The sequence below is a fragment of the Rahnella sp. CFA14(1/10) genome (genome assembly GCF_004195095.1).
Lineage (GTDB): Bacteria > Pseudomonadota > Gammaproteobacteria > Enterobacterales > Enterobacteriaceae > Rahnella > Rahnella perminowiae.
Window position 1 is genome coordinate 250,905 of record NZ_SEWS01000007.1, and the last position, 12,157, is coordinate 263,061.

14 protein-coding genes are annotated in these 12,157 nt (G+C 47.4%); 7 read left to right on the top strand and 7 right to left on the bottom strand.

All coding sequences use genetic code 11. From position 1 onward, the window contains the following. Positions 1 to 10 precede the first annotated feature (10 nt). A complete protein-coding gene (gene rpmA, locus EVX52_RS15765) occupies positions 11 to 268 on the bottom strand; it encodes a 50S ribosomal protein L27 (RefSeq protein ID WP_013573805.1) in 258 nt (85 codons plus the stop codon). Positions 269 to 286: 18 nt separating this feature from the next. Further along, positions 287 to 598: a 50S ribosomal protein L21 gene (gene rplU, locus EVX52_RS15770; RefSeq protein WP_013573804.1), complete on the bottom strand. Its 312-nt coding sequence runs from the start codon at positions 596 to 598 to the stop codon at positions 287 to 289. A 259-nt stretch (positions 599 to 857) separates the two neighbouring features. Between rplU and ispB the strand changes: the two genes are divergently transcribed. Beyond that, complete coding sequence (gene ispB / locus EVX52_RS15775) at positions 858 to 1,829, top strand: octaprenyl diphosphate synthase (RefSeq protein WP_129954317.1); 972 nt, start codon at positions 858 to 860, stop codon at positions 1,827 to 1,829. Between the two features lie 52 nt (positions 1,830 to 1,881). Here ispB and EVX52_RS15780 read toward each other — a convergent pair whose 3' ends face one another. Further along, a complete protein-coding gene (locus EVX52_RS15780; protein WP_129954315.1) occupies positions 1,882 to 2,241 on the bottom strand; it encodes a DNA-binding protein in 360 nt (119 codons plus the stop codon). A 668-nt stretch (positions 2,242 to 2,909) separates the two neighbouring features. On the opposite strand from EVX52_RS15780, the gene EVX52_RS15785 reads away from it, so the two are divergent. After that, positions 2,910 to 3,182, top strand: a complete 273-nt coding sequence (locus EVX52_RS15785) for a helix-turn-helix transcriptional regulator (protein ID WP_129954313.1) — start codon at positions 2,910 to 2,912, stop codon at positions 3,180 to 3,182. 44 nt (positions 3,183 to 3,226) lie between these two features. Here the strand turns inward: EVX52_RS15785 and mdh are convergent, their stop codons facing one another. Continuing rightward, the gene (gene mdh / locus EVX52_RS15790; RefSeq protein WP_129954311.1) at positions 3,227 to 4,165 is read right to left on the bottom strand and encodes a malate dehydrogenase; all 939 of its coding nucleotides are present in this window, start codon (positions 4,163 to 4,165) and stop codon (positions 3,227 to 3,229) included. A gap of 463 nt (positions 4,166 to 4,628) precedes the next feature. Between mdh and argR the strand changes: the two genes are divergently transcribed. The 3 genes from argR (at position 4,629) to yhcN (EVX52_RS15805) (ending at position 6,260) form a co-directional block, all read left to right on the top strand. Beyond that, complete coding sequence (gene argR, locus EVX52_RS15795) at positions 4,629 to 5,099, top strand: transcriptional regulator ArgR (protein ID WP_095923673.1); 471 nt, start codon at positions 4,629 to 4,631, stop codon at positions 5,097 to 5,099. A gap of 432 nt (positions 5,100 to 5,531) precedes the next feature. Continuing rightward, entirely contained in the window at positions 5,532 to 5,795 is a 264-nt protein-coding gene (gene yhcN, locus EVX52_RS15800; RefSeq protein ID WP_129954309.1) for a peroxide/acid stress response protein YhcN, read from the top strand. Positions 5,796 to 5,996: 201 nt separating this feature from the next. Then, positions 5,997 to 6,260, top strand: coding sequence for a peroxide/acid stress response protein YhcN (yhcN, locus tag EVX52_RS15805; protein WP_129954307.1), 264 nt, complete (start codon positions 5,997 to 5,999; stop codon positions 6,258 to 6,260). Positions 6,261 to 6,568: 308 nt separating this feature from the next. Here the strand turns inward: yhcN (EVX52_RS15805) and mpl are convergent, their stop codons facing one another. Further along, positions 6,569 to 7,954, bottom strand: a complete 1,386-nt coding sequence (gene mpl, locus EVX52_RS15810; protein ID WP_129954305.1) for a UDP-N-acetylmuramate:L-alanyl-gamma-D-glutamyl-meso-diaminopimelate ligase — start codon at positions 7,952 to 7,954, stop codon at positions 6,569 to 6,571. Between the two features lie 167 nt (positions 7,955 to 8,121). Between mpl and fbp the strand changes: the two genes are divergently transcribed. Next, complete coding sequence (fbp, locus tag EVX52_RS15815; RefSeq protein ID WP_129954303.1) at positions 8,122 to 9,126, top strand: class 1 fructose-bisphosphatase; 1,005 nt, start codon at positions 8,122 to 8,124, stop codon at positions 9,124 to 9,126. A 125-nt stretch (positions 9,127 to 9,251) separates the two neighbouring features. Here the strand turns inward: fbp and EVX52_RS15820 are convergent, their stop codons facing one another. Beyond that, entirely contained in the window at positions 9,252 to 10,823 is a 1,572-nt protein-coding gene (locus tag EVX52_RS15820) for a methyl-accepting chemotaxis protein (protein WP_129991637.1), read from the bottom strand. A gap of 316 nt (positions 10,824 to 11,139) precedes the next feature. Here EVX52_RS15820 and ppa point away from each other — a divergent pair, with 316 nt between their 5' ends. Then, a complete protein-coding gene (gene ppa / locus EVX52_RS15825; RefSeq protein WP_129954299.1) occupies positions 11,140 to 11,670 on the top strand; it encodes an inorganic diphosphatase in 531 nt (176 codons plus the stop codon). Between the two features lie 116 nt (positions 11,671 to 11,786). Here the strand turns inward: ppa and EVX52_RS15830 are convergent, their stop codons facing one another. Continuing rightward, positions 11,787 to 12,140: a gamma-glutamylcyclotransferase gene (locus EVX52_RS15830; RefSeq protein WP_013573790.1), complete on the bottom strand. Its 354-nt coding sequence runs from the start codon at positions 12,138 to 12,140 to the stop codon at positions 11,787 to 11,789. Positions 12,141 to 12,157: the final 17 nt, after the last annotated feature.

Consider the following 12,157-nt stretch of genomic DNA (forward strand, 5'->3'; position numbering starts at 1 on the left):
CGCGAAAAACTTATTCAGCTTCGATGCTGATGTACTTACGGTTTTTCGGGCCTTTAACTTCGAACTTGACTTTACCGTCAGCCAAAGCAAACAGAGTGTGGTCCTTGCCGCAACCCACGTTGATACCCGCGTGGAATTTGGTGCCGCGCTGACGAACGATGATGCTGCCTGCCAGTACTGCTTCGCCGCCAAAGCGTTTTACGCCCAGACGTTTAGCTTCTGAATCGCGACCGTTACGTGTGGAGCCGCCAGCCTTTTTGTGTGCCATTGTTCCGCTCTCCTAATCTTAAGCGCTGATGCCGGTGATTTTAACGTCAGTGAACCACTGACGGTGGCCCTGCTGCTTACGATAGTGTTTACGACGACGAAACTTAACGATTTTGACCTTTTCGCCACGACCGTGAGCAACGACTTCAGCTTTGATTACACCGCCAGCAACTAAAGGCAGGCCGATGTTGATTTCTTCACCGTTTGCAATCATCAGAACCTGATCGAATTCGATAGCTTCGCCAGTTGCAACGTCCAGCTTCTCCAGACGAATAGTCTGTCCTTCGCTGACACGGTGTTGTTTACCACCACTTTGGAAAACCGCGTACATATAAAACTCCGCTTTCCGCGCACTCAACTTTGTATAGTCCAGAGGGCGCTATAAATATTCACAATAGGGCGCGAATTCTACGCAAAAAATCAGCATAAGACAAGAGCACAATCACGACAAAAGAAGAAAAAAAGCGCAGTTCTTCCGATAGCATTTATCTACACTGTTTTTCAAGTACAATCCCCTTTACAGTTAGCGCCATGTGCCAATGTGAGCCAGACCTCATTGCGGTGAAGAGAACAACAGCTGAAAAAACACAATGAACCTAGAACAGATTATTGATCTTACCCAGGACGACATGGCTGCCGTCAACGCATCCATCCTTGAACAGTTGAATTCAGAGGTTTCTCTCATCAATCAACTGGGATATTACATCATCAGTGGCGGCGGCAAACGTATCCGCCCGATGATAGCAGTACTGGCAGCCAAAGCACTATCCTACAAGGGCGATAAACACATCACGGTTGCCGCCCTGATTGAGTTTATTCATACCGCCACACTGCTGCATGATGATGTGGTCGACGAATCAGATATGCGTCGGGGAAAAGCAACGGCGAACGCTGCATTTGGCAATGCCGCCAGCGTACTGGTCGGCGATTTTATCTACACCCGCGCCTTTCAAATGATGACTGATCTGGAATCGCTTCCTGTTCTGGCTCTGATGGCAAAAGCGGTTAACGTGATTGCAGAGGGTGAAGTGCAGCAATTGATTAATTGCAACGATCCCGACATCACAGAAGCCAGTTATATGCAGGTGATTTACAGCAAAACGGCGCGTCTTTTTGAAGCCGCATCGCAAGCCTCTGCCATGCTGGCGGGTGGAAGCAGCGAGCAGATTACCGCCTTGCAAGATTATGGTCGTTATCTGGGCACGGCGTTCCAGCTAATTGATGATTTGCTCGATTATGATGCTGATGGCGAAACGCTGGGTAAAAACACCGGCGATGACCTTGATGAAGGCAAACCCACCCTGCCCCTTCTGCATGCAATGCGGCACGGCGATGCTGAGCAATCTGCTATGATCCGCAAAGCTATTGAAGAAGGTAACGGGCGTCATTTACTGGAGCCTGTGCTGGCAGCCATGCATCAGTGGGGCTCTCTGGCTTATACCCGCCAGCGTGCCGAAGAAGAAGCTGACAAAGCAATCCGGGCGCTTCAGGTACTGCCTGAGTCCGAATACCGCTCGGCGCTTGAAGGCCTTGCGCATATGTCGGTAAAACGCGATTTCTGACATTTGCCTGTCGCGCCTGCTGATTCTGGCAGGTACGACAGGCACTATTGTGCTAGTTTTTTTCAGGCTCACGTAATCTGTTGAGCAACTCAGATATCCCTTCCCTCACAATGAATGAAATGATCGTTTCACGTTCAGGTTCTCTCAGTTGCTTATAACTCTCAATCCAGATCGCCAGTGGGTCCTGATGTGATGTATAAACATATTCAGCAGAACTCTCATTCATTGATAAGCTGGCGGCGGCATTACCGGGCAAACTGTCGATGTGATATTCCACTGCACGTCCCTGAACACCCAGCCTGCGGCGTTTAATCCAGCACAATCTGCGAGCCATCCCATGGACACCTTGGGTTGACGTCGGCAGTCCTTCTTTTCCGGTCAGTTCCTTTGCTGCAAACCACTCTTTTTTCATAACATTCCTTGTTTCTTATTAAGTCAGTAAGAAAGATTGTTGTTATACATCCATGAGAGTAATACCAATATTTTCTGGTAATGAGCGTTTATATAAAGGATGGTACTAACACAAGTCATTTAGAAAAACACCTATTTGACAGAAAGAAGATATTCAATTTTCAGGAGTGAGTCTATAGATGTATTTAAATGCTTCCATGAATTATGTTTATCAAACATTTGTCAGGATGGTTAAAATTTTTTTTCGGAAAGCAGGTTAAATAAAATCTTAGAAAAAATTTAAAATCAAAAATAGATTATTTAAAAAAATCATATAGAACAAATGGATACATTAAACTAGAGATAAAAAAAACCCTCCTGAAATATAATAAAACCCTCTGAATTTTTATCTTTCATCAACGTAAAAAATGAATTAGATCAAAAAAAGAACACATCAGTTACGTTTTCATTTTAATGTTATTCAATGTAAATATTATAAACCGATACAAATCACAAAAAGCAAAAGGAATTTACTTGTTTGTCTAAATCAAAATAAGAATGTATTTTCTAAATAAGTAAAATAATGGATTTTAGGAAACATTGATATGGTTGATATAATGAGTGCACTCAGTATTGAAATCTATGTTTAATAAAATATTTATTGAAAGTCATTTTCAGAAGGAAAATATCATGACGACAAGGAATGAAGACTGGCATCAGGCAGATATTATTGCAGCACTGAGAAAGAAGGGCACCACACTCGCAGCAGTATCACGATCAGCAGGCCTGAGCTCTTCGACACTTTCTAATGCATTATCACGGCCGTGGCCAAAAGGAGAATTGCTTATCGCTGGTGCTTTGGGTGTCCATCCCTCGCTGATCTGGCCTAGCCGGTATTTTGATCCCAAAACCTCACAAATCATCGAACGCCGTTGCCGTCCGACCCATGAAACACCGCGTTAAGAAAAGCAAAAGCCGCCAGTTAACCCGGCGGCTTTGTTCAATGATCACTTATTAATAAACTGTTCACCGAGCTCAATATCTTTGCGAAGAATATCCAGCATAGAATCCAGCGATTGTTGTTCAAACGCACTGAGCTGACCGACATCGATAAGTTCTGCAATACCATTTTTGCCTAACAGAACGGGTTGTGCGAAAAATCGGGCATGATCGCCTTTACCTTCCACATAAGCACATTCCACCACATTATTTTCACCCTGCATCGCCCGTACCAGTGAAAGTCCGAAGCGTGCAGCCGCCTGCCCCATCGAAAGCGTCGCAGATCCGCCACCGGCTTTAGCTTCCACCACTTCAGTCCCGGCATTCTGAATACGTTGAGTCAGAGAAGCAATCTCGCTTTCAGTGAAAGAGATATCAGGGATCTGGGACAATAAAGGCAGAATCGTCACACCAGAGTGGCCGCCGATAACCGGCACTTCGATATCTTCCGGTGGCTTACCCTTCAGTTCAGCCACGAAAGTATTGGAGCGGATGGTATCCAGGGTCGTTACGCCAAACAGTTTGTTTTTGTCGTAGACACCAGCATTTTTCAATACTTCCGCAGCAATCGCGACTGTGGTATTTACCGGGTTAGTAATGATGCCGATGCAGGCTTTCGGGCAGGTACTGGCAACTTGTTGGATCAGATTGCGCACAATCCCGGCATTCACATTAAACAGATCTGAACGATCCATACCCGGTTTACGTGCCACCCCCGCAGAAATCAGGACGATGTCGGCTCCTTCCAGAGCGGGTTTAGCATCTTCACCACAGAAACCTTTAATTTTAACCGCGGTAGGGATATGGCTGAGATCGACGGCGACACCCGGAGTGACCGGTGCGATATCATATAATGAGAGTTCGGAACCGGAAGGTAGCTGGGTCTTGAGCAGAAGCGCGAGGGCCTGACCGATACCACCCGCAGCACCTAGAACTGCAACTTTCATCCTATACTCCTTTTTTATCATTAACTTATAAGTGTCGTGGAATTAATTGGGTGTGACCTTAATCACTTACGCCGTTAAAAACAATCGCTTACCTGCAGAGAATCTGAGGTGGGTCGTTTAGAAAGTAAAAAAACACCTCCTGGTCGACCTTTTCCGCTTTTAATCACTTTTTATCGGAAAGCTTCATCATTAAAAGTAGCACCACAAAATAGGCCAGGTTAATAAATGGTTAAATTCGGTCCAATGTGAGAGCTGAATCGAGATCATGAGAGTAAACTCTTGTGCAATACAGCTCAGCCGTAATGCAAAATTTTGGCATATTCATGAAATCATCGTGGGGAATTCGTCACTTACATTCCTTGTCGCAAGCTTAATTAATGATTTTTGCAGTTAACCTCTGTTGCATAAAAATTCAATTATCTGCATAATCAGCCCCACTATGATTCAGAGAACAGGGTGCAAAATGCGTAATCCTGCTAAACAGGAAGATTTGATCAAAGCCTTCAAAGCGCTGTTGAAGGAAGAGAAATTCAGTTCTCAGGGCGAGATTGTTGTCGCTCTTCAGGATGATGGTTTCGAAAATATCAATCAGTCAAAAGTCTCAAGGATGCTGACAAAATTTGGTGCCGTCAGAACCCGTAATGCGAAGATGGAAATGGTGTACTGCCTGCCTGCTGAGATTGGCGTGCCGACAACGACCAGCCCTCTGAAAAATCTGGTGCTGGATATCGATTATAACGATGCCGTTGTGGTGATCCGAACCAGCCCGGGAGCCGCACAACTGATCGCGCGTTTACTTGACTCCCTGGGGAAATCCGAAGGGATCCTCGGAACCATTGCCGGCGATGATACGATCTTCACGACACCGGCCCGTGGATTTAGCGTCAAACAATTACACGATGCGATTCTTAGTTTGTTTGAGCAAGAGCTATAGGGCTGCAACATTTTGCTCCTTTTGACGCCCTCATTCTGTGCCTGAGGTCAGAAGATCACTCCCTCTGACCTCATTCAATACACTTCCCTTCATTGATTACTGCCTTTGCGTTTATCAAAACAGCCGCCCGCACACCCCCATTTCGGTTAAATTCCGTCACATAAAGTTTTCCAGTATGTGATTCACAGCAAAAATAAGCACAAATAGTCAAATTCATTCAACTTATTGATTTTACGAAAAATTAACCTAAAAAGACCATTTTTTACTCTTTTTTTATGCTTTTTTGTTATTAAAAATACAAATAGTTGACATATAACAACCTAAATTACTATTAGCTCGCTATTAATTTATGACGTGACTAGATGTATACTCATTTCCGTGGTGTGAAGCACCAGTTGTTAGAAACATAATAAAATCGACGAGGTCAAAATCATGAAAGTTAAAACTACTATCGCAACATTAAGCATTCTCTCTGCATTGTCATTTGGTGTTTTTGCAGCACAACCTGTTACGCAAGAACAAGCTTCAACAATGCAGCCAACAGGCATGATCAGCGTCAGTGGCGTAGCCGGCGCCCCATCAGATATCCGTCAGGCGCTGTCAGATAAAGCCGATACCAAAGGTGCTAAAGCATTCCGGGTTATCGAAGTTCGTGAGGAAGGTAACTACCACGCGACCGCAGAAATTTACCAATAAGTTCAGGTAAAAGAAGCGAAGGGGCCTGAATGACTCAGGCCCGCGCAATGCGCACTAAGAAGGATTTGTCACTGCACCATCTACGTTCCCGCACGCTTTACGTGCTCCTGAACCCGATATTACAGCCCTGATAAATCCAAACCTCAATTGACGTTGCTCTCTGATGAAAAGCACCAACGTCTGTATATTCAGGAAAATATCATGAAAATTATTACCACTATTGCCGCACTTAGCCTGTTGTCTGCTGTTTCTTTTGCTACCTCTGCCGCGCAGCTTGTCACAAACCAGCAAGCAGAAAATCTGCGACCTATGGGCACGATTAGCGTCAGTGGCGTCAACGGCGTGCCAATGGATATCCGCCAGCAGTTGTCTGATAAAGCTGAAAGCAAAGGCGCGAAATCTTTCCGTGTGATCGAGGCTTATAACAACGGCGCTTATCACGCGACAGCAGAAATCTATCAATAAGATTTCTGAGTTTCTCACTGAGATAAAACCACTGTTTGAGTATTTATTGAATTAGCGTTACCGGGTTTCAACAGCCACAAACCAGTGATAATGAGCGCTGTTGAGGCTGGAAAGAGAGTTGACACTGCCACTGCCTGACTCTCTTGCTAACGATACCCTCGTCGTCCTGTCCGACGACACCCTTTGGCCCTCAACTTTTCGAGGGCTTTTTTTTTGCCCGTTAATGACTTGAATGACTTGCTCCGGCCACTCACAGACATAAAAAAAGCACAGCGGCTGCTGTGCTTAACTCTCATAATGCGCCAGGATTATTGCTCCGGGACGGTTTTCGCTTTAACAGCCAGTGCCGCTAACAGCTTTTCATGTATGCCACCAAATCCGCCATTGCTCATGACCAGAATATGATCGCCAGGCTGCGAGGCCTTAATCACCATATCCACCAGAGAATCGACATCTGCACTCCAGTGAGCTGGCTGAATACAATGTTCAGCCACTTCGGCCACCTGCCAGGGAATGTGCTGTGGCTGTAAAAGGAAAACTTCATCAGCACGGCCCAGCGAAGGTGCCAGTTCATTTTTACTCATGCCCATTTTCATGGTATTTGAACGGGGCTCCAGCACCGCCAGAATACGCGCAGTTCCGCCGACTTTGCTGCGCAATGCAGCAAGCGTCGCCAGTATAGCCGTCGGATGGTGAGCAAAATCGTCGTACACACAGACGTTATTTTCTACGCCGCGCAATTCAAGGCGACGGCGGGCATTAATGAAATCGCCAAGTGCCCTGCAGGCATCTTCCGGCTTCACACCCACATGGCGTGCAGCAGCAATCGCCATCAGACCGTTATGCATGTTGTGCTCGCCAACCAAACTCCAGTTCACCTGCCCGACGGCTTCGCCATGCAGATAAACCTCGAAAGTGCTGGAATCCGGCGTCAGTTTTTTCGCATCCCATACACAATTTTCGGCATCACCGACAAATTCCTGCTCACTCCAGCACCCCATTGCCATCACTTGTTTCAGCGGCGTGTCGTGCTCAGGCAGAATGATTTTCCCCTTGCCTGGCACCAGACGTACAAGATGGTGGAACTGTTTCTGAATCGCTTTCAGATCATCAAAGATGTCAGCGTGATCGAACTCAAGGTTGTTGAGGATCAGCGTACGCGGGCTGTAATGAACGAATTTGGAACGTTTATCGAAGAACGCACAGTCATATTCGTCGGCTTCCAGCACCATAAACGGGCTGTTGCCCAGACGCGCGGACACCTCAAAATTGCCCGGAACGCCGCCGATGACATACCCGGGTTCATAACCACAAGCCTCCAGGATCCACGTGACCATGCCGGCAGTGGTGGTTTTACCGTGCGTCCCCGCAACAGCAATGACCCAGCGCTCTGGCAGGACATGATCATGTAACCATTGCGGGCCCGAGACATAAGGGATCCCCTGCTCCAGCACGGCTTCGACGCAAGGATTACCGCGCGTCATCGCGTTGCCGATGATCACCAGATCCGGTTGAGGATCTAACTGGGCAGGATCGTACCCCTGGATCAGGTCGATTCCCTGATTTTCCAGCAGCGTACTCATCGGTGGATAAACGTTATCGTCCGAACCGGTTACCTGATGCCCCTGTGCACGTGCCAGCATCGCCAGCCCGCCCATAAACGTGCCGCAAATCCCAAGAATATGAATGCGCATATATTTTCCATTAATGCCTTTAAGTCAGCCGCTATTCTAACGCTCAGAATCCTCCAGAAGAAATGGATTTGCCTATGATTCATCCATATATTTGGGCTAAACTGCTCACGTTCTTGTGAAATTTTTATTAACGTACCGTTATCTATCCTCGATTCAGGGAAAGTGTCATGAAAACGTTAGGCGAATTTATTGTTGAGAAGCAGCAAGATTTTCCACATGCAACGGGTGAACTCACGGCGTTACTTTCAGCAATAAAACTCGGCGCTAAAATCATTCACCGTGATATCAACAAAGCGGGTCTGGTCGACATTCTGGGTACCAGTGGTGCAGAGAATGTGCAGGGTGAAGTACAGATGAAGCTTGATCTGTACGCCAATGAAAAATTAAAAGCCGCAATGAAGGCGCGTGGTGAAATTGCCGGTATCGCATCGGAAGAAGAAGATGAGATTGTCATTTTCGAAGGTGAACGCGCTGAAAACGCAAAATACGTCATTTTGATGGATCCGCTGGATGGTTCTTCAAACATCGATGTTAACGTCTCTGTCGGAACAATTTTCTCGATTTACCGCCGTACTACCCCGCTGGGCCAGCCGGTAACAGAAGCTGACTTTCTGCAACCGGGGAACCGCCAGGTTGCCGCAGGCTATGTGGTGTATGGATCCTCCACCATGCTCGTTTACACCACCGGCGCAGGCGTGCATGCCTTTACCTATGATCCTTCACTCGGTGTTTTCTGTCTCTCTCATGAAAAAGTCTGTTTCCCTGAAAAGGGCAATATGTACTCAATCAACGAAGGCAACTACATTAAATTCCCGCTTGGCGTTAAAAAATACATCAAGTATTGCCAGGAGCAGGATGAAGCGACGCAACGCCCTTATACCTCACGCTATATCGGCTCGCTGGTGGCAGATTTCCACCGCAACCTGCTGAAAGGTGGCATCTATATTTATCCAAGCACGGCCAGCCATCCGAACGGAAAACTGCGCCTGCTGTATGAATGCAACCCAATGGCTTTCCTGGCCGAGCAGGCAGGCGGTAAAGCCAGTGACGGTAAAAACCGTATTCTGGATATCATCCCGCAGAAACTGCATGAGCGTGCACCCTTCTTTGTAGGCAACTGTTCGATGGTTGAAGACGCAGAACGCTTTATCGCCCAGTTCCCGGATGAATAACTGAACGACATATCAGAATCATCACAACATGAGCGTGGTCCCTGTGTAGCTTCGCATTGACCTGAATGTAAAAAGGTGACCTTAGGGCCACCTTTTTTATTGTTTACCGTTCAGGATTTCTGTTCTCAGAAATGATCGGCGCGATTGAGTTTAAATACCGCCATGCTTTTTGCCAGTAACTGCGCCTGCTCTTCCAGTGAACGCGTGGCTGCTGTCGCCTGCTCCACCAGCGCGGCATTTTGCTGCGCCACCTGATCCATCTGCGTAATCGCCACGTTCACCTGTTCGATGCCGTGCGTTTGTTCTGTCGTCGCGATAGAAATTTCACGCATCAGGCTGGTCACACGCGTCACTTCGCCGGAGATTTCCAGCATAGTGTCTGCAGCGGATTTCACCATCTCTGAACCTTCAGCGACCCGGCTTTCAGAATCCACGATCAGTTCTTTAATCTCTTTGGCAGATTGAGCACTGCGTTGCGCCAGGCTTCGCACTTCACCCGCCACCACGGCAAAGCCGCGGCCCTGCTCACCTGCACGCGCAGCTTCAACGGCCGCATTCAGCGCCAGAATATTGGTCTGGAAGGCAATGCCATCAATGACCGTAATAATATCGCCGATACGTTTTGAGCTCTCTGTGATGCCCTGCATTTTATCCATGACCTGATGGACGACCTCACTGCCTTTATTCGCAATCAATGACACACTTTGCGCCAGCTGATTAGCCTGGTCAGAGTTTGCCGCATTCATGCGAACGGTTGAAGTCAGCTGTTCCATACTCGCGGCAGTTTCCTCCAGCGACGCGGCAGATTCTTCGGTACGCTGCGCCAGGTGGACGTTACCGGCAGCCAGCTCGCGCGAGCCGACATCGATCTGATTTCCGGCATCACGTACGCGACCGACAGACAATGCCAGTGAATCCTGCATCTGCTTCATCGCTTTCAGCAGACGCCCCATTTCGTTATTACGGGAATCATCTATTTCGTGGGTCAGATCGCCCCTGGCGATATATTCAAGCTGCGCGATAGAGAAATTCAGCGGATGCATAATGATTTTTTGCAACGCGAACCACGCCAGCACAGCGATAATCAGCGCGATGATAAAACTCGTGATAATCACCGTCAGCTGAATACGTGCATTGGCGCGGGCCTGTTCGATCCGCTGACGGGTGTTATCTACGGCGTAGGTACGGAAATCCGCCAGCGCTTTATCATAAGCATTGCTGTAAGGCGTGATTTTATTTTCCAGCACATCGTAATAGCCGTCTGCACTTTGCGCCTGGATTGCTGCCAGCAGCGGCATTAATCCGTTAGCTTTATAGGCATCATAGGTTTTCTTCACCGCATCGGATAAATCTCTGCCCTGCTGAGTATCATCCTGGATGCTGACAAATTTCGCCAGATCGGCATCGGCTTGTTGGATATAACCGGCAATGCGGTTTGCTGTATTTTTCGCATCATCCATCATGCCAATTTCCAGCTGACGCACCGCCACACCGCTGGCAACACGCGTGCGCAGCGAAAAACTGTAGCTGTCGGCCAGTGAACCCAGTTCATCGCCCTGAAGCTGGTTAATGTGTTGCAGCGAAATCGCACTTTGCCGGATGGCATTTGCACCCAGTACGCTAACCAGCAACAGAATCAATGTCATAACTACCAGCAGGCCAATCAGACCGGCTTTTACGCTCAACTTATTCAACATACGGTGTTATCCAGCCATTCAGGTGAAAAGGAGTTGCATCAGATGGGTAGGGATCAGGTTAATCCTGATTTTTTGTTTGAATATTGTTATCGGCAATAGTTTGAATATCTTGATAAGAAAGGGAAAAACAGGCAGTTACGCGGAAAAATGTCAGGCAAGTAAATTTTACTGCCAGGACGGAAGATTCAGCCGGGGTTGAACAGCAGGTCATGCCGGGGAATGCGCATATACGATTCGATGAAAAGGGCGGGAAATCGCGGGAGAGTTGGCTATAATGTGCAGCACTCTATTCCTGGTTCAACGAAGGAAACCAACAATGAGCTTACTGAATGTGCCGGCAGGCAAAGAACTGCCAGAAGATATCTACGTAGTGATCGAAATCCCTGCAAACGCAGACCCAATCAAGTACGAAGTAGACAAAGACACCGGTGCACTGTTTGTAGACCGTTTCATGTCTACTGCGATGTTCTACCCGTGCAACTACGGTTACATCAACCACACGCTGTCTCTGGATGGCGACCCGGTTGACGTTCTGGTTCCAACACCATACCCGCTGCAACCAGGTTCTGTGATCCGTTGCCGTCCGGTAGGCGTTCTGAAAATGACGGACGAATCTGGCGAAGATGCGAAAGTTGTTGCGGTTCCGCACACCAAACTGAGCAAAGAATACGATCACATTAAAGATGTGAATGACCTGCCAGAACTGCTGCGCGGCCAGATCACCCACTTCTTCGAGCAATATAAAGCGCTGGAAAAAGGCAAATGGGTCAAAGTTGACGGTTGGGCAGATGCTGCTGCAGCAAAAGCTGAAATCGTGACCTCTTTCGAACGTGCTAAAAACAAATAAGTTTTCTGCCGTTTGAACGACCAACGTTCGGATAAAAAAACACCGCCAGATGGCGGTGTTTTTTTATGTATTAAGCGCTGTCAGACAACGATTATTTTAAGACGACCTTGCTCAGATTACTCACTTACTGCTTCGTTACGCTTAACCCAGTCGCCACCCTCAATTCTCGGCACACCATCCAGTGAGCGAATGTAGAGGTAAATCCAGGCGCTGCCATAAGGTGTCGAAATCAGCTCACGACGATAATCTTTCGTATTACTTTTCAGCTCATCTAACTCAGCCATAATGGACGAGTTAATGCGGTAAACTTCGCAATAGACTTTGCCTTCCCCTGGTATAACAGCAGGATAATGACCCAGATTATACAGGGCGTACCCTTCCAGCTCATGGTCACCCAACCATTGAGCATTCGTCATCCAATGACTGTTGCCTTGCTTGCGTCGTAAGCTACCGTAAACAATTATTCGCATGTTTATATTCGTATAGT

What these genes read in the sequence shown, in the direction of transcription:
- rpmA (WP_013573805.1), bottom strand. Translation starts at nt 268, where the DNA reads ATGGCACACAAAAAGGCTGGCGGCTCCACACGTAACGGTCGCGATTCA.
- rplU (WP_013573804.1), bottom strand. Translation starts at nt 598, where the DNA reads ATGTACGCGGTTTTCCAAAGTGGTGGTAAACAACACCGTGTCAGCGAA.
- ispB (WP_129954317.1), top strand. Translation starts at nt 858, where the DNA reads ATGAACCTAGAACAGATTATTGATCTTACCCAGGACGACATGGCTGCC.
- EVX52_RS15780 (WP_129954315.1), bottom strand. Translation starts at nt 2,241, where the DNA reads ATGAAAAAAGAGTGGTTTGCAGCAAAGGAACTGACCGGAAAAGAAGGA.
- EVX52_RS15785 (WP_129954313.1), top strand. Translation starts at nt 2,910, where the DNA reads ATGACGACAAGGAATGAAGACTGGCATCAGGCAGATATTATTGCAGCA.
- mdh (WP_129954311.1), bottom strand. Translation starts at nt 4,165, where the DNA reads ATGAAAGTTGCAGTTCTAGGTGCTGCGGGTGGTATCGGTCAGGCCCTC.
- argR (WP_095923673.1), top strand. Translation starts at nt 4,629, where the DNA reads ATGCGTAATCCTGCTAAACAGGAAGATTTGATCAAAGCCTTCAAAGCG.
- yhcN (WP_129954309.1), top strand. Translation starts at nt 5,532, where the DNA reads ATGAAAGTTAAAACTACTATCGCAACATTAAGCATTCTCTCTGCATTG.
- yhcN (WP_129954307.1), top strand. Translation starts at nt 5,997, where the DNA reads ATGAAAATTATTACCACTATTGCCGCACTTAGCCTGTTGTCTGCTGTT.
- mpl (WP_129954305.1), bottom strand. Translation starts at nt 7,954, where the DNA reads ATGCGCATTCATATTCTTGGGATTTGCGGCACGTTTATGGGCGGGCTG.
- fbp (WP_129954303.1), top strand. Translation starts at nt 8,122, where the DNA reads ATGAAAACGTTAGGCGAATTTATTGTTGAGAAGCAGCAAGATTTTCCA.
- EVX52_RS15820 (WP_129991637.1), bottom strand. Translation starts at nt 10,823, where the DNA reads ATGTTGAATAAGTTGAGCGTAAAAGCCGGTCTGATTGGCCTGCTGGTA.
- ppa (WP_129954299.1), top strand. Translation starts at nt 11,140, where the DNA reads ATGAGCTTACTGAATGTGCCGGCAGGCAAAGAACTGCCAGAAGATATC.
- EVX52_RS15830 (WP_013573790.1), bottom strand. Translation starts at nt 12,140, where the DNA reads ATGCGAATAATTGTTTACGGTAGCTTACGACGCAAGCAAGGCAACAGT.